The organism is Dyadobacter beijingensis DSM 21582 (assembly GCF_000382205.1).
Taxonomy (GTDB): Bacteria; Bacteroidota; Bacteroidia; order Cytophagales; family Spirosomataceae; genus Dyadobacter; species Dyadobacter beijingensis.
In genome coordinates, this window is the sequence record NZ_KB907787.1 from 1,483,706 (window position 1) to 1,506,450 (window position 22,745).

The following is a 22,745-nucleotide window of genomic DNA, read 5'->3' on the forward strand; positions in this document are numbered from 1 at the left end:
ATCATGGCCGCACACCTCATTCGGAAAGACACTATTTTTCAACCTGATTCCAGCCGCGTCATCGCGCGATTTCTATATAACGGCGAGGATCGAAGCAGGGAGCTGATATCGATCATTCTCGCTCTTGACGAGGGGAGCCAGGTACGGCAGCTGAACAATGTCCTGAGAAAGTATGCTAAACGGCACCGGAATATTCTCAAGGTATTCGAGCGGCATTTTCGAAAGCTGGAAGTCCTGCTTAAAACCATGAAAATAGACCCGCACGACCTGGAAACCAAGCAGCGCCTGCTCATTGGCGCTTATTTCACGATGGAATATTCCATCGAAGCCGCGGCCTTTTTCAACCCGTCCATTGTGGCCGATCCCGACCAGTCAGGCGTCGAACCCGGCGAAACGCGGGTTATCCTCAGCTTTCGGGCCACGGGGGAAGGGCATATTTCGTCTATTGTATTCCGCTCCGCGCTCATTAACCAAAACAATGATATTACCGTCGATACCCCTGGCCGGTTGCTCGACTCTCCCGAGCATGTGCGGAACCACATCTATAAGAAAAAGTCGTTTCTGGCAAAATTGAGTGAAATGCAGGATTTGGATAATCCCGCATACCCGGCGATTGAAGCAAAGCTGACGGAGACCTTCACCTATGAAGAGCTCAAACGGTATGCGGAAGAGATCAGCAGGTTACCGGGAATGGATGTTGCCGGCTCGCTGTTTCTACGGGAAGTAATGTGGCTGGCCTCGTCGCATTACGAGATGGATTTTTCCCTGGATACCGACATCTCAGAACGTGTGATCTTTCCCATCGCAGATACGGAAAAACGAGGTATCGAAGATGCCAGGTTCGTTTGCTTTACCGACGACAAGCATGAGCAGACCTACTACGCCACCTACACCGCATATGACGGAGTTAATATCCTGCCCAAGCTGTTGACTACCCGCGACTTTTACCATTTCAAAGTACTGCCTCTTCACGGAGAGATCGCGCAGAACAAGGGAATGGCACTGTTCCCCCGTAAGATCAATGGTAAATATGCCATGCTTTGCCGTATCGACGGCGTTAACAACTACATTGCCTATTCGGACAATATCAGCATTTGGCGAAAGGCCATTTTGATCCAGACACCGAAATTTCCATGGGAATTCGTTCAAATTGGAAACTGTGGCTCGCCGGTAGAAACGCGAGCGGGGTGGCTGGTGCTGACCCACGGGGTAGGGCCGATGCGAGAATACGTGCTTGGGGCATCGCTGTTTGAATTGGAAAACCCTGAAAATGAGATAGGACGCCTTACGCAACCCCTTCTGATCCCCAACGCAAGCGAGCGCGATGGTTATGTGCCGAATGTAGTTTATTCCTGCGGCGCATTTGTGCATAATCAGAGCCTGATTATTCCTTATGCCACTTCCGACTATGCTTCTACTTACGCCGTGGTGGAGTTGGAAGAATTGTTAAAAGACCTCCTCTGCGATAAAAACTAACGGCGGAGTATTTCTTCATAGACTTTCATGTAATTGTCAACCATCTTTTCTTTCGAAAACATCGCTTTCGCCCACTGGCGGCATTCCTGCCTGTCGAGCTGTGTAACCTTTTTGACAGCCTGAACGGCTTCATCGATAGTATGAACGAGGAACCCGGTTTTTCCATGGACAATCAGCTCGCACATCGAGCCCCGATTGAAGGCAATTACCGGCGTGCCACAAAACATCGATTCAGCCACGCTGAGGCCGAAGGGTTCGTCGAACTGAATCGGATGAAGCAGCGCGAGCGCCTTGCCCAGTAAAGTCTTGCGCTCGGATGGCCCGACATTTCCAATGTAAAAGACCGATCTTTCGTCGATGCAGGGCTTGATCTTTTGCTCGAAGTAGGCATCGTCCTGAATCAGTCCCGCGATCAGCAGCACCTTCCCGGACTCCCGGGCTATTTGAATAGCTTCCAGCGTTCCTTTCTCTGGATGGATACGCCCGAAGAAAAGCAGGTAATCTTGTGGGCTTCGCTCGAAAGGGAAATCCTTCCCTTCGACGCCGTTATACACTGTGGCAATGTAGTCCAGTTCATCGCTGCGATCGGCATTGCTGATGGATGCGTAAAAACATGATCCATTATACTTCCGGTAGACATCCAGGATTTTCGGAGAAGAAAACCCATGAATCGTTGTCAGCATCGGTGTGCGGATCAGCTTCGAGTAGGTTAATGGGAGAAAATCGAAATGATTGTGGATGAGATCGAACCGTGAGGCGTTTTCCATCAAATGGCTGATATGCAGACATTCGGCCACCTTGGGATCGATGCTCCTGTCTTCCGCGTACGGAGCAGGGGAGGAGCCCTCCAATTTTGCGGTAGTGACCGAATCCGTTGTGGCGAAAAGCGTTACATCCACCCCCTTCTCGACGAGCCCTTCCGTCAGATAGGATGCTACTTGTTCCCACGGGCCATATTGCCGGGGTGGCGTTCGCCATGCGATCGATGACAGTAAAGCCACTCTCATACCAGTTCTGCTTCCATCTTCGTGACTTCTTCAAATGCTTCGAGCACGCTCAAATGGGAGATCAGGTAGGCCAAGGTACTTTCAGCTCCCTGGTTTCGGTTCACGCCCGTGCTTTCCAGCCCGTCGCAGCAGCCTTTTGTTTCAAAATCGTAAAGGCTTACCCGGAGGTCGTTTTCTCCCAAAAACCACATGAAACAGGTATATAGCTTCTGAATGTAAGCCTGATCATTGGTAAGCCGGAATGCCTGGTGGAACATCAATACCATCGCAAGTGCATCCAGCGGTTGCTGGGCAAACATAGATTGCTCGCGGTCTCTGCTGTACCAGTTCTCGTTGCCTACAACCGACAAATACCCATTACGGAGCGTCACATCCGAAAGGAAATCCATGCTTTCTATCGCTACTTCCAGTACGCGTGGATCGTGCAAAAACTCAGCCGCATGCAGCAGCGCCAAAGGCAAAAATGCATTGTCGTAGGCCAGCAGCGATTCAAACCATTGCCAATCATTGCTGCGGTGAACATCATATTCCATCAGAAGCCTGCCCGTCAGCGCCTCCAATATTTTGATCATTCCTTCGTCAGTCGGATTGCTTTTCAGATAATGGCATATTCCGACGATGGTGTTGGCAATACTTCGGATAGATCTGAGACTTGTGAAATTTGGCACGGCGTCAAAGAAAATTTCACGGCCGGTCTGGTAATAGGCGTCATTAGGCGCATTCCCGAGCAGATAGCCCAATGACCAGATCGTACGACCAAAAGAGTCTTCCGACCCGACTTCGTCCAGGAAATTCCGGTTGAAACTCAGGAAGTTTCGGAACATGCCGTCCTGGGTCTGCATGTAATTGATGTAGCTCAGATAGGTGGGCGACAGTTTCAGGGCGAGCGGATGCTTGTTTCTTTTGTAGGTCATCAGCACCATCAGCAAGGCCCTCGCATTATCATCCAGGCAATACCCTTCTTTCAGATTGGGGATCCCGTATTTGGCGTGCTGAATAATGCCGGTATCATCGGTGAGACGCTGCACATGATCGAGCAGGAACGGCGGAAGCGTAAGCGGGTCCAGAATCATCGGGTTGCCCGATTCTATTTCCAGTCCGACTTTCGCTATTGCCTCCGCCAATTCCAGATATTTTTCCCCAATTTTCGGCCAGGTTATCTCGCGGCCATAGTCAAATGCATTTTTCCGGAGCTGCTGCATTTGCTCGGGATGGTCCAGTAGTTCAAGCAGTATTTCGGTCAGTGCCGGCGAGTCGTGGAAATTGAAAAGGCGCCCCCTGCCATCGGCGAGCAATTCTGCCGCATGCCAGTAGGGCGTGGAGATCACGGCATTACCAGCGCCGATCGCGTAGGAAAGTGTCCCGCTGGTGATCTGGGCCTCGCTGGTGTAAGGGGTGATGTAGATATCGGAGGCTGAGAGGTACTTGAATAGTTCGGCCTGACCGATGAATTCGTTCAAAAACACAACGTGTTTTTCGATGCCCAGCTGTTTGACCAGGCCTGCAAGGAAAACGCGGTACTCTTCCCCGGCATGCCTGACTACGTTGGGATGTGTTTTACCAAGCACAATGTAAACAAGTTGCGGATACTTTTTCGCTACCTCCGGCAAGGCCCTCAACACTGTCTCGATCCCCTTATTCCGCCCGATAAAGCCGAAGGTCAACAGGACCTGTTTAGCGGAGAGTTTGAACTCCTTCTTGGCCATAAGCTGGTCAAAGTGTATATCCGGCACGCCATGCGCGATCCGGGCGATCTTATCCGCGGGCACCTGATAGACATCCGAGAGCATATCGACTGCGGTCTGGCTCATAACAACAACCGACTGCGCTATTTTGCATATCTCGACCATAACGGCCTTCTGATTGTAGGAGGGTGTTTTCAGGACGGTATGCAATGTCACGATCAGCGGAATTTTGAGCCGGTACAACAGCGGCAGGATGTAAATACCGTTCTGCCCGCCGAATATGCCGAATTCGTGTTCCAGGACGCAAACGTCGGCCCCGCTTAGGTTAATGACGTTGGCCGCTTCCAGGTAATCGGTCTGCTCTTCCTGCCTGATGGCCAGCTTCACCTCTTTGGGATAATCGTAATGAAGGCCGTTGTCGTCTATCGCGATCACGAAGCCTTGCGAGCCACCTACCAGGGCTTCCTCTCCGACGGTTGAATGAAATAGGTTCTGGGTAAAAGTACCAATTCCGCACTCACGGGGTGGGTAGGTTCCTATAAATGCAATTTTCATTTCTGCCGTCTGTTGATTTCTTCTAAGGTAACCTAATTAAACGGCATTACCCGCGAATATTTCAGCTGCGGCCAAATACTTCGGGAATCTCTGTGATTCACAAAACATGTTGAATATCAAGCAAAAGGACCTACCTTACAAAAAACTAAAAATCATGTCAACAGAAAAAAGCCAGCAAAAAAGCGACAAGAAAAAACCTGCCAAAAATCTGAAAGAAAAGCGCGCGGATAAGAAGGAGAAGCGGGATACCAAGTCGAAGGTCGACTAGATGAAGTGCATTTCAGTCAGGCATCGGATAGACTACCGCTACGATCATCAAGTACTTCTGTCCCCGCACAGATTCCGCCTGACGCCGCAGCCCGATTCCCATGCGCTCATCGAAGGATACAGTTTTGTGCTGCAGCCTGCCAATCGGCTATACTGGCAACACGACGTTTACGGCAATAAAATGGTGCGGGCCGATTTCACCGACAGGACAGATTTCATGTCTGTACAGGTTACCCTGGACATCAAACAGAATAGTTTCAATCCTTTCGATGTACTGGTCGACGATGAGTCCCAGCGCTTTCCATTTCTGTATCCTGCCATCGTTAAAAATGCACTGCTACCTTATTTGCAAATTGTAGACAGGAGTTCTGCCCTCACCGCGTTCGTTGGATGCACCGAAAAGTTTCATGGTGAAACGCTCTCTTTCCTGGTGAAGCTTAACATGCAAGTCTGCAATCACATCAGATACGTGCATAGATTAGAGCAAGGCGTCCAATCATGCGAGATGACCCTGAAGGCCCGGACCGGCTCTTGCCGCGATTCTGCCTGGCTGATGGTCCAGGTGCTGCGCAGACTAGGATTGGCAAGCAGGTTTGTATCGGGCTATTTGATCCAATTGGATACCGTTTCCGGCGACGCTGTTGAATTGCACGCCTGGGCGGAAGTTTTTATACCCGGGGCTGGTTGGGTTGGATTGGACACAACATCAGGCCTGTTTACCAGTGAAGGCCATATTGCGCTTGCGATTGGCCCCGGTCCCGAGCAGGTGGCACCGGTAGAAGGATTAACCGAGCTCTGCTCAGTTTCAATGACCTATCAATTTGAATTGACAAATCATTAGGCAACAACACGGGTTATTATCCGCGCGAAGGACCGTCGATGTCGTAACGGAAATCTGGCAATCCCCTACCTTCTGGCTGCAACCGATACTTTCCCGGTCTGCTTATAGCGATTAATCCGCCCCGGCATTAATTACGGTAATTGATTTAATGTAACCGTAAATTAATTAGACGTGCCCCTGTTCGAAAATTTGATTATTTTGTCTGCGCACTATCAAAACATTGAAAAATGAAACACTATTCCTTTTTACGACTGATCGCATTTTCGGTCGTCTTTTTCACTGCCATGGCATTTTCCTGCCAGGATCACCATGTTCCCGACCCTGTGACGAATTGCAACCGTGTGAATGGTACGCCGCGTGCGTTCAATTGCGAATTTGAATTTGTAAAAGCGGAGTTTTTCGAGGTACGGTACGGAATCGGCGATACGGTGCGTTACGGCACGGTCACGCCTGGCAGCAACCCGACGATCGAACTTAAAGAAGTGGAGACCGGACGGTGGATTCGCAGCTATTTGAGCATGTTCTATTTTATTCCGGTTAATGTGACAGTGACGATCAAGCGGATCGCGCCGGCTCCTTCTGCATCCAAAAGCTATTTGCTGCGGCAGGATTTCGCGGTTTATCCCGGCGAGGTTGAATTTCCTACTACCAAAGATTTTCCTGTTCCCGCGGATGAAAATCTTACCCCGGTCAATATCGATATCCCGGTGGGCGGCACTTACACTTATAACACGGTCTACAACTACGTCGGGAATGCGCGTTATTCCGGTGATGACATCGATTATGGGTTGACGCAGGATTATTATCTGCTCGTTCAGAATGTGGAAACTTCGAAAAAGTTGCAGCAAGCGCCCTACAATTACACATTTTACAGAGATCGGGCGGAAGCGAAATTGATGTTCCGAACTAAAATTATCCCCGGTATTTGTGTCTTTTGTAAAAAAGGGAGTTGAGAATTTATCCGTGCCGAATAATGACAATAGCTATCTTTCAGGTAGCTATTGTCATTATCAAGCCATGCAATCAATAGGAAGCTATTTGAGTCTGGCGGTTAATCCACTTTTTCAATCCCCAAAACTTTCGCCTCAAATTGTGTTCCAATCTGGACTTCAATGCCTTTTTCAATCAATTCCTTCCCACTGAAAATTCCTGCATCTTTCCCGTCTTCCGCAAAATACAGGCGATAGCGATTACCCGGCTCGGCGAGGGGGAATGCAAATGTCCGTTTCGTTTCTACCGATCCGTTTCTGAAAAAGAATAGGACGCCGCCCTGTTTTTCCTTATTGAATTTGTAAACGCCGTCCCAATTGCTCATCGTCGGGCGCTGGAAAACGTCGGAAACGTAAGTGAAGCGGGTAAACTGGTATTTGAGGTCCATCATTTTGAACCATGTATTCCATTTCAGGTACCAGGGTTTCAGCTCTTTCGGCAGCTTGCGCGTGTCGCCGACGAGGATCGGTTTGACCGACGCGAGAGACATGAAGGTAAATTGCGAATACGGCGAATCCATAAACTGGTTGCCGATCAGGTTTGTGGCGACGGGAATGGCACGGCCGCGGTCGAAAGCCATTTGGCGGATGTTGATCGGGCCTACCGGCGCATCGTCGTCGTAATTGGTAAGCCAGTCGTAATCGGCGTGTTCGATCAATGCGTAATCGTTAATGTAGTACTCACCCCACACTTCATACGTGCAGTCGACGAGCAGATCCGGGAATTCTTTGTGCAGGTCGTCGAAGAGCTGCAATGCTTTTTCGTAAATGGCGTAATAGGAACTCTCGCGGTCTTTGTGGCTTTTACCTTCGAATTTGTAATCACCTTTTTTGGAATAATCAAGCACGTAAGCGGAGTTGGCGATGGCGAGGTCGAGCTTAATATACGCAAGCTCGTTCTCGCGCACGTGTCGTTTGATCTTCTCCAATATATAATCGTAATAACCCGAAGCCAGTGACATGGTCACACGGCCCTTCATTTCTTCGTGCAGATATGCCGGCTCGCCATTCTTGTCATAAATGGTCCATTCGGGGTGCTGCTGAAACAACTTGCTGCTTTTGTCGACCGATGCGAGGCCCATCCAGAGACCAGGTTTCATTCCTCTTTTTCTAATGTGATCGGTAATGGGTTTCAATCCATTCGGAAAACGTTTCGGATGCGGTTCCCAATCGCCATAATTGTTTTCCCAGCCTGCATCCATGATAAAGAGGTCGGTGCCGGTGCCTTCAAGGCCGTCGGCGAGCTGGGTGACGAGCGTATCATTGATATTGGTATAAAAAGGCCGCCACGTATTGTAGAATGTAAAGGGGATGTCCTTCCGCTCGAACAATTTCACGCCCAGGCGTGTACGTATGAAGTCCGCGAAGGGGCCTTCGAATGCGTCTTCCCATTTCTGGGATTTGACAAGGCAGATGAATGTCCGCGGACTGTCAAACTTTTCCTTTGGTTCAATCCACTTTTTAAAAGGATAATGATCGGTCAGGCCCGTCATGCCGATCGATATGCGGTGATGATCGGTGTAGACTTCTGTTTTTTTGAGAATGCTGGGCGCTTCGTTGCCCAGGATGAAGCCCTCTTTAACATAGTTATTATACACAAAGATTGCCGCATCGTGGTGGTCGCCCGTGTAGGGGCGCCAGGCGAAGCGGGAGCCGTAGTTCGTGTAGAGTTCACTTTGTTGTGAAGATACAGGAACAAGATTCAGCCGCTCCACTTCCAGATCGGCGATGGCGATGGCCTTGGGCCCCAGATTGGTAATGCTGATCTGCTTGCGGACTACCGGCAGTTCATCGTATACTTCATAGCTTAAATCCACTATGAGATTTTCGGCGGCCGTGCCCGGTTTTCCAGTCAGCCGGACCCTTACCTGCTGGATGCCGTCATCGGTCCGGGAGACGGTGTGTTTGGTATATTTAAATAATCCATTCTTACCGTTGCTACTCGCAGGTGTACCGTTAATTGTAAAATAAAACTCCTCCGAGCCAGGGCGGCTGTAATCTTTGTTCGTCAGAAGATGCTGGAAGCGCGAAGTATGGAAAGAATTATCGCCAATCGTGAATTTTCTTTCCAGAAAGCGGTTTTTAACAATGAGCGAATCTTGCGAAAACGCCTGGTAGGAGGCGAGAATGGCCAGCAAAGCCATGTGCAAGGCCGCTTGAATAGCGACCCGGATAAATGTGTAGTACATAGTTATGTGTATAGTTATAATTTACTACTAAACTGACTATGAAATGACCATAGTAATGTCTAATTTAATAAAATACCGGGAACAATTTAAATTTTAAACAGATAATCAACAAAGATGTGAGCTGGTCTTTGAAAAACCCTGATATTGCAGCTTCTTAATTCAAGACGTTTAATATATGTCACAGAACTTATTCGATTTTGGAATGATCGGTCTGGGCGTAATGGGGCGTAACCTGTTACTGAACATGGCTGATCATGGTTTCTCCGTTATCGGTTTCGATAAGGACGAAACCAAAAATTCTGCATTGGAATCAAGTGCCACCCCGGGCACTACGGTAAAGGGCGTTTCGGAACTCGCCCAGATGATCCAGCTCCTGGCGCGTCCCCGCAAGGTGATGATGCTGGTACCAGCCGGCCAGCCGGTCGACGACGTCATCGCATCCCTTTTACCTCTTCTTGAAAAAGGCGACGTGATCATCGACGGAGGAAACTCCCATTATACAGATACGCTCCGCCGCGTGAAATACCTTCGTGAAAAGGACATCCATTTTATGGGAATCGGTGTTTCCGGTGGGGAAAAAGGCGCCCGCACCGGCCCGAGCATCATGCCGGGCGGCGATAAGGAGGCTTACGCGCACGTACAACCCATGCTGGAAGCGATTGCGGCGAAGGTGAACGGCGAGCCTTGCGTGGCTTACCTGGGCAAGGAAGGTGCCGGCCATTATGTAAAAATGGTCCATAATGGTATTGAATACGCGATTATGCAGCTCATCAGCGAATCGTACGCGATCCTGAAAAAAGCCGGCCTGAGCAACCAGCAATTGCACGAGACATTCAAAAGCTGGAACGAAGGCGACCTGCAATCGTTCCTGGTGGAAATTACCGCCGATATTTTCCTGCAAAAAGACGATAAATCCGATGCCGATCTGGTGGATGTGATTTCCGACAAAGCCGGGTCAAAAGGTACCGGTAAATGGACGTCGCAGGACTCGATGGAGCTGCCCGTGGCCGTGCCGGTGATCGATACCGCCGTGGCAATGCGTACGCTGTCGGGTTATAAGGACGAAAGGATTGTAGCCGCCGGGTTGTACGGAGCCAGCGAGCCTATCTCGGCCGAAACCGGGGAGCTCATCCAACAGGTGCACGATGCATTGTACTTTGCCACGATCCTCGCCTACGCGCAGGGGCTCGCGATGCTGTTCCAGGCGTCGAAAGATTTGCAGATGGATATCCCGCTGACGGACGTAGTGAGCGTGTGGAGAGGCGGTTGCATTATCCGTTCGTCGTTGCTTTCGGTGTTTACGGATGCTTATAAGCAAACCCCGGAATTGTCCAATATTCTGTTGAACCAAGAGGTAGCCGCATTGGTTAAGTCAGTGGAAGGTAATACGCGTTCACTGATCGCCCATGCCGCCCAGTCGGGCATTCCGGCGGCTGCGCTGATGTCGTCCCTGGCTTACTTCGACGCCTACAAAACAGCCTACATGCCAACGAACCTGATCCAGGCGCAGCGTGACTACTTCGGGGCGCATACGTACCAACGTACCGATATCCCTGGTACTTTCCATACTGAATGGGGTCAACAATAAATCAGAAATTCTATGCAAAGCAATAAACGTCCCCCTGCCTCGGTCGTCTTTATTTTCGGAGGAAGCGGGGACCTCAACTACCGGAAGCTCACACCCGCTCTCTATAACTTGTTTCTGGACAATTGGATGCCCGATCAGTTCGCCATCGCGGGTATCGGCCGGAGCGCTTATTCCAATGAAAAATACCATGAGCATTTGCTCGACGGTGTAACGAAGTTCTCGCGGCGCAAAGGCAAGCAGAATGGCCATTGGACAGATTTTACCCAGCACGTTTCGTACCTGCAAATGGACGGTGACGACGCGGAAGCTTACCACAAGATCACCGACCTCGTTAAGGAAAAAGAAGAAGAATGGGGCGTGCATCCCAATGTGATTTTCTACCTCGCCGTAGCGCCTCAGCTTGTGCCTTCCATCGCTCAGAAACTGGGTGCATTGAAGCTCTGCGGAGAGAAAAGCACTACGCGGATTGTAGTTGAAAAGCCATTTGGTCATGACCTGGAAAGTGCCCACGAGCTGAACTTGCTGCTTTCGAGCATGTTCGCCGAGGAGCAGATCTTCCGTATCGACCACTATTTAGGGAAAGAAACGGTTCAGAATATCCTTGCGCTGCGTTTTGCCAATGCCTTGTTCGAGCCGCTCTGGAACCGCAATTACATCGACCACATTCAGATTACCGCTGCCGAAGCAGTGGGTCTGGAAGGCCGCGGAGGCTATTTCGAGCACGCGGGTGCATTGCGCGACATGGTGCAGAACCATATCCTGCAAATCCTGTGTATGATCGCGATGGAGCCGCCGGTATCGTTCGATGCGAACGAGATCCGTAATAAAAAAGTGGATGTGCTGAATGCGATCCGCCGGATCACCAAAGAACAGGTACACGATTTCGCCGTTCGCGGCCAATATTCGGGTGGTTGGAAAAAAGGTGAGAAAGTGGTCGGTTACCGCCAGGAAGAAGGCGTGAACCCGCAGTCGAATATCGATACGTTCGCTGCTGTGAAGTTCTACATCGACAACTGGCGCTGGCAGGGCGTACCCTTCTACGTTCGTACCGGTAAATACCTGAACCAGAAGGCGACCCATATCACATTGCATTTCAAACAGGCGCCGCACTATGCATTTCCGCCGGAGTCGGCTGAAACATGGAGATCTAACCGATTGACAATCAGTATTCAGCCGAATATGGACATCAGCATCCGCTTCCAGGCCAAGCGCCCTGGACAAACGATGATGCTCGATCCGGTGGACATGACATTCGATTACGATGCCGTAGCAGGCGAACACGCACCGGAAGCCTACGAAACTTTGCTTTTGGATGTAATGGAAGGCGACGCGACACTGTTCATGCGTAACGACCAGGTGGATGCCGCGTGGCGCGTGATCATGCCGGTACTCGAAGCGTGGGAAAACCGCCCGCCGCAGGACTTCCCGAACTATGCGCCAGACTCATGGGGGCCGGACGCTGCCGATGCACTCATCGCCCGCGACGGTCATACCTGGCTTAACCTGCCACCAACCCCGTAAGCGATGGAGTTGCATATCGAGAAGGATACCAAAGCATTGAGCGCCAGCCTTGCTGAATGGATTAACAACTACATTCAGCAGGTGCTTGCGAAGCAGGACCGTTTCACGTTTGTACTGTCGGGCGGAAGTACGCCGAAAGCATTGTACGCATTGCTGGCCGAATCGCCTTACAAAGAATCGATTCCGTGGGAGAAGCTGCATTTCTTCTGGGGCGACGAGCGTGCGGTCCCGTTTGAGGACGCGCGGAATAATGCCAAAATGTGCTATGATGAATTGCTGGATAAAGTGCCCGTCAAGGCTGAAAATATCCATATTATGCGCACGGACATTACGCCCGCGGAATCGGCTGCCGAATATGAGAAGATTCTTAAAACCTATTTCGAAGGCTCGGAAACGACTTTCGATTTCGTGTTGCTTGGAATGGGTGATGATGGTCATACGTTATCGCTTTTCCCCGGAACGGAGGTGATCCACGAGGAAAACGCACTCGCGACCTCGTTCTTCCTCCAAGCGCAGGACATGTACCGCATTACGCTGACGGCCCCGGTCGTGAACAATGCGGCTTGCGTGGCGTTCCTGGCAGCCGGAGCGGGTAAAGCGGAGGTGTTGAAGCAGGTTTTGAAAGGAGAGAAGAACGTAGACCTCTATCCATCGCAGATCATCCAGCCTGTTAAAGGTGAGTTGCACTGGTTTGTCGACGAGGCTGCGGCTGCATCGCTCTAAGCTTTATATTGTTATTCCAATGCTGCAAAGCGCGCCGATCCGTCGGCGCGCTTTGTGCTGTTTATGGGGTTTTTGAAGCGTTCAACAATGCGCAGAACCATTAGATAAAATCTAACGGTCGCTCACTACCCCGCGTATTAATTTTACGTAAAACAAACCTCGGTCACATGATACACATTCTGAAAATCGCGGCGGTTGTCATCGTGGTAACCTACGCGCTAAGGCTCGTCAACGCCCAGTCCGATCTGCTCGTTTTCAGCGGCCTGGCGATTATCGGGGCAGCATTCTATTTCCTCTGTACTGTTCTCGGACAGGTGATCAACCAATTTAAATCTAAACTATAATCGACATGACAAGAAAAATTATCATTGGTATCGTCACATTTATACTCATCATCATGGGGCTGGCCATCCAGCCATTTTCGTTCGAAAACATCGATGCCGGTAATGTGGGTATCCGCATTAACCTCTACGGCAGCGAAAAGGGCGTCGACAACATCACCCTTGTCACCGGCCGGGTTTGGTACAATTCGTGGACGACCAAGATTGTAGAATTCCCTACGTATACGCAGAGTGTTGACTACGAGTCATTTGTAATTACCACCAAAGACGCCGCCGAGTTCAAGGTCGATCCGAAGCTGAACTATCACATCAACCCGGAGAAAGTGCCGCAGATTTACCGCCAATACAGACGACCGTTAGCGGAAATCCAGCAGGGTTTTATGAAAAATACCATTTACGACGCGTACCGTATCGTGGCCAACTCGTTCACGTCCGACAGCGTCATGTCCAACCGGGAAGTGTTCGAAGACCGTGTGCAGAATGTTTTGACCAAAACACTGGGCAAGGACGGCTTCGTATACGACCAACTCACCTCGGCCATCACGCCGCCGCCGTCTCTGCGGCAAATGATCGACGAAAAGAACGCCTCGATCCAGGCCCGTTTGAAAGCTGAAAACCAGGCAAAGCAAGCGGAAGCCGAAGCAAAAGTAATCATCGCCCGCGCGGAAGGCCAGGCGAAAGCGACATTGATCAAGGCCAGGGCGGAAGCGGAAGCCAACCAGTTGAGACAAAAGACATTAACCCCTCTATTGATCCAGCAGGAATGGGTTGCGAAATGGAACGGCGTACTGCCGACCACAAATGCAGGCGGCAGTACGAGTCTGATGCTGGGCGTGAAGTAACCCGAATTTTGAAACTGATCAACGACAGCCCCGGGATTACCTCGGGGTTATTTTGTTGTTCTTAATCAGTTTTTTGAGCATGCTGCCTGGTAAGCTGATATATGCGGCGCTGTCTATCACCGGATTAACATCGCCGAAAATATCCTTTTCCGTATTGAATGTACTTTGGTCGATAATGTCGATATCGGCGGTCTCTACGCGACTGCGCTGGTCGAATCTCAGGTAACCTTTGTGGGCAATCCTCGCTTTCAAACTGCTCACAGAGCTATTTTGGATTATCAGCGCATCGCCATTTTGCCTGATCGTCAAGCTATCGAACTTAAAACCATTGACCTTAGTCTGAATGCTGTCGTTAATGATCCCTTCCAGTTTCGGGGTAATGATGTAAATGGAAGCGGCCAGGTAGGAAGCATCGCGGCCGGTGTACATTTGTTTCCAATCCGGTTTGTAATTGAGCACCAATGTGTCGCCCACGTTCTTGTATTCAATGTATTTGGATAAAGTGATCATCCGTATCTGGGGCGTGGTACCTTGCTGGATCTCGGTCAATGCAAAGCCTTTTCCTTTGAGATGAACATATTTGAACGCGCCTACCGGATGTTTCGAATACCCGTGAAACCTGTCGTTTTTATCAACTTTGTCAAACTTGTTTTTCAGGATAAAATTGGATGACAATGTGACCAGGAAGAATACGGATAATGTGATGATTAACAGGATATTGCTGGTTTTCATGGCTTACTTGGTTAACGGGTACATTTCTTCAATGAACTTCTGGTAGAGGCTATGCAGTTCGTCGATTCCGATGTCGAGCAAGTAAAGGTTTTTGAACACCTCAGGCAGGTCGTTGGTCAGAAACCGTTCTTTGCGGTAGGCAAGAATCTTCGTATTCGCCTGCTCGTCGGCCGAGTAGCCGATGCCGCGTTTGTTGAAAATAATCTCCTTGTTTTGGAGGAAATCATAGGTCCGCATAACGGTATTCGGGTTGACTTCCATCATGGCCGCAAGGTCCCGTACCGACGGGATGCGCTCGCCCGGCGGCCATTTGCCCAGTAATATCTGCTCGCAGATGTAATCCGCGATTTGCAGGTAGATGGCTTGTTTATCTTTGAATTCCATAATAGCACATTTAAATTTCCCGCTCCTTCATCTGATAATAAGCACAAATCCAAAGCATTACCGCCAGCCAGATAGCAAATCCCTGTACGGCATACGACATAACTTCGGAATGGGTAACATGATAATAGCCAACAATATACCGGGGCCTGGGCTGCCCCATTTCCGGATAGAACCACATCTTCCATCCCGATAGCGGGAACGCCGTAATCTTATTGGGCTTATCTCCCAGCCTGTTACCGAGATCGTAGTTGAAATAGGACAGCAGCGTTGTGAAAAGAATAACAGCAACCGCTGTTTTGATGTAAGCATACTTTTTGAAATAGATCGAACCCAGGAACACCGCTGCCTGAATGATGAAATAGGAGCAAACGGTATAGTCAAAAAAGTCGCGGGGAATGTACTTGTATTCGTCGGGACTGCGGGGAATGACCGAATTGGCGTAATCCGTGGCCCAATAGTGAAACTGCCAGAAAAAAGCCAGGAACGGGATCACAAATGCCAGGTTGAGCAGGAGCGAGCTCAGGTACTTCTCGATGCGTGAGGCGGGTACCATCAATGCGGCAATGCCGCTGCTCTGCTGGGAATATTGTGCGAAAGCGCCGCTCGTATAAAGGCTTCCGCCAAAGAGCACGACCATAAACAGCGCCGCAAAATGCATGATCGCACGGAAGTTGTTGTATTCATGCGACAGCGTGATCGGGACCATCAATGCGAGCAGGGTGAATAGCATCACACCGGCCATGAGCAAATAATTCCGGCCTTTTTCAGCAATTTCAAGTCGCAGCATCAAAACGAAACGGTGAATGTCGAATGTCTGGTTCATAGCAGGATAATGGGGGATGAATGTACAGGGACCAGCGACGGCAAAATGTGCCGGAGCACCAGGGCTAATGCTGCGAGCAGCAGGATAATGATCATTTTCATGGCTAATAGGCGAATATCTGCCGGATGCGGTCCGGGTTTTCAATTACAGCATTGAACAAATGTTCCAGATCGACACGGCTTTCTTCCTGGGTCGAATTCTCGAAAACGGCCTTGTAACCGCGCAGCGAAGGCTCGGAGTACAGCACGCGCTTGTCGTAGTCGATGCTGGCTAACGTGCCGAAGCAGAGACGTTCAGCAATGCTGTCGAGGCTGTGCTGGATGAGTATTTTACTGTCTTCGAGAATGATAATAGCGTCGATAAGGTTATCGAGGTCGCGGACCTGGTGGGTCGAGATCAGGATCAGGCGGTCTCGATCGAGCGCCGAGGATACCAGGCGGCGGAACTGGCTTTTCGAAGGAATGTCGAGGCCGTTGGTCGGCTCGTCCATAATCAGCACGCGCGTGTTGGTGGCCAATGCAAATGCGATGAGCACTTTTTTCTTCTGCCCGTACGACATGCCTGTAAGGTTGTTGCCTTCCGGAATGTCCAGTTCGGCGATGTAGGCGCGGAAAAGCTGTTCGTCGAATTTCGGGTAGAAAGGCGCCATGAGGGCCAGGTATTGGTCAACCGTTACCGATGGGAGGTAAATTTCCTCCGGTAGGAAGAAAATGTCTTGCAGGAAAGCCGGCTGCCGTTTGCGGGGTTCGTAACCGGCGACGTCGATCTTACCGTTGAGCGGAAAAAGCAGCCCCGCCATATTGCGCAGCAGACTCGACTTTCCGGCGCCGTTTTTGCCGAGCAAGCCGTAGATATGCCCCGCTTCAAGGTGCAGGTCGAGGTTTTCAAACAACTTTTTACGCCTACTATACCCAAAAGAAACCTGGTTGAGATGAATCATGGCTAGATTGTTTTAGTGTATTAGTTAAATAGTACATTGCAAATGTAACTGATGATTCGACTTTCGCAACAGGTGGGCGAAAAAATATTTTTGGAATAACAAATGAATGGTAGTGCTTGCTACCGGCCTGTAATCAGCCGGTTATAATCCTGCTTCGTATCGATATCGATTTCTCCCTGCGGAAAGGGAATGGTGGAAAGGTCGTTCTGATAACGTTTGAAGAGCTTTTTCGCTCCCTCTGCGCCGGTGAGTTGCAGCAATGCAGGGAAATATTCCGCTGAAAAAAATGCAGGCGTACCCGGCGCACCGGCATAGGCGCAGGCGACGATACCTGCCTGTTTTTGCACCGCAGTTTGAAACAACTCCTCCAAAAGCGCGGCGGTAACAAACGGCTGGTCGCTCACTGCCAGAATCGCGCCGTTGATATCCGGATGCTGCGATTGCATTGCGGAAATGCCCGTTTTAATGGACGCCGACATGCCTTCCTGCCAATCGGCATTGAATGCAAAGCGGCACGGAAGCCCGGCTAGTTCGGCTTCGATAGGAGCGGCATTGGCGCCGGTGACGACCCACACATGGCTGGCTGCTACCGCCAATGCGGCCTCGGTAATGCGGCGGATCAGGGTTTTACCTTCGAATGCGAGGAGTTGCTTCGGCTCGCCCAGACGCGAGGAATTGCCGGCGGCGAGGATAATGATGCCATAGTTTGTCATGGCCGTGTCAGGGAGCGACGGTTTGCACGGCACACAAAAACTCCTCCTTATCGTCGCGGGCGTAGTCCACGCGCTGGTCGGAGCGGTTGTGGATCGGTTCCGATTTTTCGCGCAGCGACAAGCCCGCCCGCCTGCCCAGCACCGCCTTGATTTCCGCCAACACCGACAAGGCGATTTCTTCCGACGTTTCAGCCCCGATATCCAGCCCGACCGGGCCGTACACCTTGGCTTTTTGCGCCTCGGAGATCGCCATTCCTTCGCTTTCCAGCTCCGCATACATGCGTTCGAGCTTTTTCTTGGGGCCCAATGCACCCGCATACTGGCAGGCCTCTACCGCAAGCAACTGTTTCAGTAGGGCGAGATCGTAGTTGTAGTTGTGGGTCATGAGCAGGAAAAACGTCCGCTCGTCGACAGTAATGTGTTTCAAAACATCCTCTGCGCGCACTACGAGCACTTTTCCGGCTTTCGGAAACCGTTGGCGCGTGGCGTGGCCAGTCCGCCCGTCGACCACCGTAATATCCCAACCTAATACGGCCGCCATTTCGGTGAGCGGAATGGTGTCATTACCAGCCCCGGCGATCACCAGCGACGGTGGCGTATTGAAATACTCCACAAAACCCGTAAGTGACAGGTTATTTTGGGTAAATGCTTTGAAAAACGAATCGTTCCGCTGATAGGCGGCCTGCGTTTCGGCCAGGAGCTGCTCGTACATACCCGGCCCTTCGCAATGGCAGGTAACCTGGTCGTCGGTTTGCAAATGCAGGAAGCACGTGCCCGGCTGCGACCCCGTGCGCGATTGCAGGGAGAACAGCGTCACCAAAACGGCATTCTGGCGCTTGGCAGCCACTTTTTTCAAGAGCTCCACCGGGTTTTCGGCGTCGTCGGTATGAATGGGTTCGAACAGGATGTGCACAATGCCGTTGCACCCCAGCTGAACGCCCAGGGTAGTATCGTTTTCGTCGGTGGTGTCGTAGGTAACCAGCTTGTTTTTCTGCTGGGAAATGGCGAGCAGGGCTTTTCGCAGCGCATCACCTTCGAGGCAGCCGCCGCTGATAGCACCGGTGAGCTGGCCGTCGTCCGTCACGAGCATGCGTGCGCCCGGCCGCCTGTACGAGGAGCCTTCCACATGCACGACCGTCGCGAGCGCCATGCGCTTGCCCGAGTGCAATGCCTGCTCATACGACCGGATGATGTCCGAGATTTCTTTCATGGCGATGTTGTTTTACAATCCTTGAAATAACAGAAACGGCATGCGCGACGTCCTCTTCCGTAGAAAAGCGCCCAAAACTGAACCGGAAAGAGTTGTGAATGCGCTCGTCCGAAAACCCCATCGCTTTCAGCACATAACTCGGTTCCAGGGTTGCGGATGTACAGGCCGAGCTTCGGGAAAATGCCAGGTCGCTGCCTGCTTCGAAAATCAGCTTTTCGCCGTCGACCTGGCCGAATGAGATATTGGTGCAATGCGGCAAGCGCCGTGCTTCCTCTCCATTGACCTCGATATCCTGCAACATAAGCAGTTCCACTTCAAATGCATTGCGCAACGTAGCCACGCGCTTGCTTTCGCGCGTCAGTTCCGCTCCGGCGATCTCGCACGCCCAGCCGAGGCCTACAATGCCGGGCACATTGAGCGTGCCGCTCCGCATATTCCGCTCGTGGCCGCCGCCGTCGATCTGCGCGGTCAATGCAATGGCAGGGTTCTTCTTGCGCACGTATAATGCGCCCACGCCCTTGGGGCCGTAAAGCTTGTGCGCACTGATCGTCAGCAAGTCGATGCCTTCGTTCTGCACGTTTACGGGGATTTTGCCCACGGCCTGCGTGGCGTCCGAGAGAAAGGGAATCTGGTATTTTTTAGCAATGGCGGCAATTTCCCGGACCGGCTGGATCACCCCGGTTTCGTTATTGGCATACATTACCGCAATGAGGATGGTGTCGTCGGTAACGGCATTTTCGAGGTCGGTGAGGCTGATTAGCCCGTTGGCATTCACCGGCAGGTAGGTGACGGTGCCGCCGCGACGTTCCAAATGCTTGCAGGTGTCCAGTACGGCCTTGTGTTCGGTGCAAACCGTGATAATATGCTTTCGTTCTTTCCCGGAATTGTCGAAAACACCTTTGATGGCGAGGTTAACAGCCTCCGTAGCACCCGACGTGAACACAATTTCATGGGGATGTGCGCCAATAAGGCCGGCAATCTGTTCGCGGGCAATGTCCACCGATTCCTCCGCTTCCCAGCCATAGGAATGCGTACGGCTCGCCGCATTGCCGAACCGCTCCGAAAAATAGGGGAGCATCTCCTGTAACACCCTGGGGTCCACGGGGGTTGTCGCATTATTGTCCAGGTATACAGGCAGTTTCAAGGGAAAAGGTCGGTTTTTAATTCAAAAAGCAAAATGGGCCGGGTTAGTTCAAATTAAACAAAAAACCATCTCATTTTAAACATGAGATGGTTTCCGAAACTTAAACGAACAGGTTAACTATAATTATGAAAATCGGTAGTCGGTGGATGTAATTGGTGTTAGTGGGTTATTACAAAAGTTTAGGCACGCAGGTATTTCGACAGCCGCGCGTACATGCCCCATTCTTTCATATACAGCATATACAGCGTGTATTGGAGCTTTTTAGGCAGCCGTTCCTCCCAGGTGAGGCTATTTTTCAATACGTGTTGCCCCGGTGATTGGCACTCCTGCGATCTGACCAGCTGATACGCCCTCAGCAATGCATTCGCTGCAAAGTGGGCCAGGGCAAGGCTTTTAAAACCGGCCGCTACTTCGACAAAAATGAGCCCGGTATGCGTCATGGATGCGTAGGCGATCCGGCGCCTCGCGACCGTTTGTACCCGAACCATTCCTGCCGCCATCGCCGCCGCCGCCGTCCCGAGCAATGCAATGAGTACGCGTATCGGCATTTGGTGTTCCCAAAGCGGCATTGTCCGCAGCAGTAGAAATATGCCCATTTGCACGGCCAGCGTCGCCAGGAGCATGTTGCCGGCGGTCGAGGAATTTTCCATCGCCTGCGGGAGCCACGCCGACACCGGCAGTTGCGACGCCTGGGCCGAAGCCGTCATCACGAGCAGCAGGGAAACGAATGTCGTGTTTTCGTGCCAGAGGTGGTGGCTTGCCCACATGGCAAGGAGCAAGCCGACGTCCCCCAGGCGGTATATAAAAAAGGCTTTCAGCGTGTTGCCGGGCGTAATGTTACGATGAAGTATGATCAGCAGGAACGACGCGAATCCCATGATTTCCCAGCCTGCAAACAGGATTTTCAGGTCGCCGGAAAATATGGTAATGCCGTAACCCGCGCAAAAGAGCGCCAACGTGCAATAGAAGCGCGATATCTGCTCTTTGCTGCGCAGGGTCCTTCGGCCGTACACTGCGGTCAGGAGCGTTACGACGATCCCTACGAGCAGGTACGAAATGGCAATTCCGTCGAAATGGAAATGGTTTAAAAACATATATTTTAATGAACTGCCGCCAGGCGACGATCCGACTTGTACGCAACCATCTTACCATTTCTCAGCACACTCAGCTCCCGCGTATCCGGGTCGACCACGACCAGGTGCACCCATTCATTCACCAGCCAGCTTCTTGCGCTTCCGAGACGCCCGATCACCTTCAATACCGTTTCGGGGTAATGCTCCGTCACGCACAGCAGGCGCATGGGCACATCACGCTCGGCCATACGCGCAGGCAGGCCTGTCCGGAGGTCGCCCTTGGCACCGGATGGCTCGACCAGTCCCGGAGTGTCTTCCGCCGCGGCATAGGGCCGGTTGTTCAGGCCGGTGCGGGAGAAGAAATATTCGAGGTTAATGGCCCCGCAGGACGGGATAGCTGTTTCAAAGATTTCGGCGAGTAATTCGCCCTCGGGGTCGTCGGCGAAATCGTAGGGATTTATGCTCACGAGGTCGTCGGCCGGGAAGTTCCTGGCCAGCAGCGGACCGCCGATGAGGCAGGTCGTTCCGGGCGCTTTGGCGGCAGGGGATTCCTCCGGCCTGCCATGTGCCGGCCACAACGGGCGGGAGTGCGGCTCCGCGCCCGTGCGATGGTAAAGCCGGCTGAGTAACTGGTCATAGTAGCTCCATTCCACCGCTTCCTGCCAAATCGCCAGCACTTCATGTTTTTCGCTGGCCGGTACCGGTGCGAAAAGTTTGCCGGGTACCTCTGCCAAACCGGCCGAAAGTGGCTGCCAGCGATTTTTCAGGCGATGATCGAGCGCGTCTATTTCCAGTAATAATTCAAAAATGACCAGGTCGTACATGGCAACCATCCGACCTTCGGAAAATAGGCTATTGCGGTCTTCCATTTCCATTACCAGGCCTGACCAGCCCCTGTGGGCAAATTGCTGATCGAAAAGATATTGCTGGAAATGCGTCTCGTCGCCGACGACGACTTGCAGCAGATCGGCAATGCCGGGCCGGGTATGCAAAAGCAGGTTCCTGGCCCTGACGGTTTTGAATACGCTTACTAAGCTGTTCGCCTCCATTTCGCGCATGGAGTCGAGAAAGCCCAGGCCGCGCACGGGAAACTGCCAGGCCGCGGTGCGGGGAGCGAGACAAGCGCCCAGCAGCCGGAACAGGGTAGGATGAACCTCCTCATCCAGGTCGATTTTATATTGTTTTTTCCAGGCTGCCCTCAGTTTCCCGATCCTTGGCGACGCATCTGCACCGAATTTTTTCATCAGTACCTTATCCTGCCATTCGAATGTGCGCGCGGCGCCTTTCTTTTTCAGCACTACCTTTTCCAGAATGTCCGGTTTTACCCGTTTGGAATTGTAAAACGCGCGGTACTCTTCGGGCAACAGCGTGGTGCCGATGCCCAGGATTTCGTTCGCTTCGCGGGCCGCGTCATGGAACTTCCTGTCCTGAAAACCACGAAGGGGATTCTGGTAGGTGAATGTCCGCGACGGTGACATTGCAGGCAGGAATCGCTTCAACTCGTGCAATACCGTTTCTTCATCGAAAGCACTTTTCCGGGCTGTCATGTCAGAGGCCATTCGCGTTTAAAAGTAGTGATCCGGGAGGCCGGGAAATGGGCTGAGGGCCGTTTCCTGTTTCCGTTCTCAAAGGAGCCAAAGAGCAATTAAAACGCAATTAAACAAGACTTAAAATGCGGTTAAAATTGGTTAAACGGAACATT

The 22,745-nt window shown here is 51.5% G+C and carries 20 protein-coding genes; 8 read left to right on the forward strand and 12 right to left on the reverse strand.

Going from position 1 to position 22,745, the window contains the following annotated elements; genetic code table 11:
- Positions 1-3 precede the first annotated feature (3 nt).
- Positions 4-1,476 (forward strand): glycoside hydrolase family 130 protein, encoded by a 1,473-nt coding sequence (locus H144_RS0113485; protein ID WP_019942601.1) that lies wholly within the window; start codon positions 4-6, stop codon positions 1,474-1,476.
- Here H144_RS0113485 and H144_RS0113490 read toward each other — a convergent pair.
- Together H144_RS0113490 and H144_RS0113495 are read right to left on the reverse strand one after the other, a co-directional pair.
- On the reverse strand, positions 1,473-2,483 hold the full coding sequence (locus tag H144_RS0113490) for a glycosyltransferase family 4 protein (RefSeq protein ID WP_019942602.1): 1,011 nt from the start codon (positions 2,481-2,483) through the stop codon (positions 1,473-1,475). The two genes, H144_RS0113485 and H144_RS0113490, sit on opposite strands and share 4 nt — an antisense overlap.
- The gene (locus H144_RS0113495) at positions 2,480-4,723 is read right to left on the reverse strand and encodes a glycosyltransferase family 4 protein (RefSeq protein WP_019942603.1); all 2,244 of its coding nucleotides are present in this window, start codon (positions 4,721-4,723) and stop codon (positions 2,480-2,482) included. Before H144_RS0113495 ends, H144_RS0113490 begins: the two co-directional genes overlap by 4 nt.
- Before the next feature lie 268 nt (positions 4,724-4,991).
- On the opposite strand from H144_RS0113495, the gene H144_RS0113505 reads away from it, so the two are divergent.
- Together H144_RS0113505 and H144_RS0113510 are read left to right on the forward strand one after the other, a co-directional pair.
- Complete coding sequence (locus H144_RS0113505) at positions 4,992-5,831, forward strand: transglutaminase family protein (protein WP_026350675.1); 840 nt, start codon at positions 4,992-4,994, stop codon at positions 5,829-5,831.
- A gap of 227 nt (positions 5,832-6,058) precedes the next feature.
- On the forward strand, positions 6,059-6,784 hold the full coding sequence (locus H144_RS0113510) for a hypothetical protein (RefSeq protein ID WP_019942606.1): 726 nt from the start codon (positions 6,059-6,061) through the stop codon (positions 6,782-6,784).
- Positions 6,785-6,882: 98 nt separating this feature from the next.
- On the opposite strand, the gene H144_RS0113515 is transcribed toward H144_RS0113510, so the two are convergent.
- A complete protein-coding gene (locus H144_RS0113515; protein WP_033402502.1) occupies positions 6,883-9,009 on the reverse strand; it encodes an alpha-galactosidase in 2,127 nt (708 codons plus the stop codon).
- A 175-nt stretch (positions 9,010-9,184) separates the two neighbouring features.
- On the opposite strand from H144_RS0113515, the gene gnd reads away from it, so the two are divergent.
- From gnd to H144_RS0113545, 5 genes are all read left to right on the forward strand, one after another.
- The gene (gnd, locus tag H144_RS0113520; protein WP_026350676.1) at positions 9,185-10,597 is read left to right on the forward strand and encodes an NADP-dependent phosphogluconate dehydrogenase; all 1,413 of its coding nucleotides are present in this window, start codon (positions 9,185-9,187) and stop codon (positions 10,595-10,597) included.
- A gap of 12 nt (positions 10,598-10,609) precedes the next feature.
- Complete coding sequence (zwf, locus tag H144_RS0113525) at positions 10,610-12,118, forward strand: glucose-6-phosphate dehydrogenase (RefSeq protein WP_019942609.1); 1,509 nt, start codon at positions 10,610-10,612, stop codon at positions 12,116-12,118.
- Between the two features lie 3 nt (positions 12,119-12,121).
- Entirely contained in the window at positions 12,122-12,841 is a 720-nt protein-coding gene (gene pgl / locus H144_RS0113530; protein ID WP_019942610.1) for a 6-phosphogluconolactonase, read from the forward strand.
- A 167-nt stretch (positions 12,842-13,008) separates the two neighbouring features.
- The gene (locus H144_RS34590; protein WP_019942612.1) at positions 13,009-13,185 is read left to right on the forward strand and encodes a hypothetical protein; all 177 of its coding nucleotides are present in this window, start codon (positions 13,009-13,011) and stop codon (positions 13,183-13,185) included.
- Positions 13,186-13,190: 5 nt separating this feature from the next.
- Entirely contained in the window at positions 13,191-14,024 is an 834-nt protein-coding gene (locus H144_RS0113545; protein WP_019942613.1) for an SPFH domain-containing protein, read from the forward strand.
- Between the two features lie 36 nt (positions 14,025-14,060).
- Here the strand turns inward: H144_RS0113545 and H144_RS0113550 are convergent, their stop codons facing one another.
- The 9 genes from H144_RS0113550 to H144_RS33270 form a co-directional block, all read right to left on the reverse strand.
- Complete coding sequence (locus H144_RS0113550; protein WP_019942614.1) at positions 14,061-14,756, reverse strand: GIN domain-containing protein; 696 nt, start codon at positions 14,754-14,756, stop codon at positions 14,061-14,063.
- A 3-nt stretch (positions 14,757-14,759) separates the two neighbouring features.
- On the reverse strand, positions 14,760-15,140 hold the full coding sequence (locus H144_RS0113555; RefSeq protein WP_019942615.1) for a GntR family transcriptional regulator: 381 nt from the start codon (positions 15,138-15,140) through the stop codon (positions 14,760-14,762).
- 10 nt (positions 15,141-15,150) lie between these two features.
- On the reverse strand, positions 15,151-15,963 hold the full coding sequence (locus tag H144_RS0113560; protein WP_019942616.1) for a hypothetical protein: 813 nt from the start codon (positions 15,961-15,963) through the stop codon (positions 15,151-15,153).
- Positions 15,964-16,066: 103 nt separating this feature from the next.
- Complete coding sequence (locus H144_RS0113570; RefSeq protein ID WP_026350677.1) at positions 16,067-16,903, reverse strand: ABC transporter ATP-binding protein; 837 nt, start codon at positions 16,901-16,903, stop codon at positions 16,067-16,069.
- A gap of 119 nt (positions 16,904-17,022) precedes the next feature.
- Entirely contained in the window at positions 17,023-17,616 is a 594-nt protein-coding gene (locus H144_RS0113575) for a nucleotidyltransferase family protein (protein WP_019942619.1), read from the reverse strand.
- Between the two features lie 7 nt (positions 17,617-17,623).
- Positions 17,624-18,826: an XdhC family protein gene (locus H144_RS0113580; RefSeq protein ID WP_019942620.1), complete on the reverse strand. Its 1,203-nt coding sequence runs from the start codon at positions 18,824-18,826 to the stop codon at positions 17,624-17,626.
- On the reverse strand, positions 18,792-19,970 hold the full coding sequence (locus H144_RS0113585) for a cysteine desulfurase family protein (RefSeq protein ID WP_019942621.1): 1,179 nt from the start codon (positions 19,968-19,970) through the stop codon (positions 18,792-18,794). Before H144_RS0113585 ends, H144_RS0113580 begins: the two co-directional genes overlap by 35 nt.
- Positions 19,971-20,149: 179 nt before the next feature.
- On the reverse strand, positions 20,150-21,064 hold the full coding sequence (locus H144_RS31790; RefSeq protein WP_019942622.1) for a proton-conducting transporter transmembrane domain-containing protein: 915 nt from the start codon (positions 21,062-21,064) through the stop codon (positions 20,150-20,152).
- 5 nt (positions 21,065-21,069) lie between these two features.
- Positions 21,070-22,602 carry a putative inorganic carbon transporter subunit DabA gene (locus tag H144_RS33270; RefSeq protein WP_084599947.1) on the reverse strand — a complete coding sequence of 511 codons (1,533 nt, stop codon included), beginning with the start codon at positions 22,600-22,602 and terminating at the stop codon, positions 21,070-21,072.
- Positions 22,603-22,745: the final 143 nt, after the last annotated feature.

Coding starts and splice junctions, on each gene's coding strand:
- H144_RS0113485 (WP_019942601.1), top strand. CDS start 4: ATGGCCGCACACCTCATTCGGAAAGACACTATTTTTCAACCTGATTCC.
- H144_RS0113490 (WP_019942602.1), bottom strand. CDS start 2,483: ATGAGAGTGGCTTTACTGTCATCGATCGCATGGCGAACGCCACCCCGG.
- H144_RS0113495 (WP_019942603.1), bottom strand. CDS start 4,723: ATGAAAATTGCATTTATAGGAACCTACCCACCCCGTGAGTGCGGAATT.
- H144_RS0113505 (WP_026350675.1), top strand. CDS start 4,992: ATGAAGTGCATTTCAGTCAGGCATCGGATAGACTACCGCTACGATCAT.
- H144_RS0113510 (WP_019942606.1), top strand. CDS start 6,059: ATGAAACACTATTCCTTTTTACGACTGATCGCATTTTCGGTCGTCTTT.
- H144_RS0113515 (WP_033402502.1), bottom strand. CDS start 9,009: ATGTACTACACATTTATCCGGGTCGCTATTCAAGCGGCCTTGCACATG.
- gnd (WP_026350676.1), top strand. CDS start 9,185: ATGTCACAGAACTTATTCGATTTTGGAATGATCGGTCTGGGCGTAATG.
- zwf (WP_019942609.1), top strand. CDS start 10,610: ATGCAAAGCAATAAACGTCCCCCTGCCTCGGTCGTCTTTATTTTCGGA.
- pgl (WP_019942610.1), top strand. CDS start 12,122: ATGGAGTTGCATATCGAGAAGGATACCAAAGCATTGAGCGCCAGCCTT.
- H144_RS34590 (WP_019942612.1), top strand. CDS start 13,009: ATGATACACATTCTGAAAATCGCGGCGGTTGTCATCGTGGTAACCTAC.
- H144_RS0113545 (WP_019942613.1), top strand. CDS start 13,191: ATGACAAGAAAAATTATCATTGGTATCGTCACATTTATACTCATCATC.
- H144_RS0113550 (WP_019942614.1), bottom strand. CDS start 14,756: ATGAAAACCAGCAATATCCTGTTAATCATCACATTATCCGTATTCTTC.
- H144_RS0113555 (WP_019942615.1), bottom strand. CDS start 15,140: ATGGAATTCAAAGATAAACAAGCCATCTACCTGCAAATCGCGGATTAC.
- H144_RS0113560 (WP_019942616.1), bottom strand. CDS start 15,963: ATGAACCAGACATTCGACATTCACCGTTTCGTTTTGATGCTGCGACTT.
- H144_RS0113570 (WP_026350677.1), bottom strand. CDS start 16,903: ATGATTCATCTCAACCAGGTTTCTTTTGGGTATAGTAGGCGTAAAAAG.
- H144_RS0113575 (WP_019942619.1), bottom strand. CDS start 17,616: ATGACAAACTATGGCATCATTATCCTCGCCGCCGGCAATTCCTCGCGT.
- H144_RS0113580 (WP_019942620.1), bottom strand. CDS start 18,826: ATGAAAGAAATCTCGGACATCATCCGGTCGTATGAGCAGGCATTGCAC.
- H144_RS31790 (WP_019942622.1), bottom strand. CDS start 21,064: ATGTTTTTAAACCATTTCCATTTCGACGGAATTGCCATTTCGTACCTG.
- H144_RS33270 (WP_084599947.1), bottom strand. CDS start 22,602: ATGGCCTCTGACATGACAGCCCGGAAAAGTGCTTTCGATGAAGAAACG.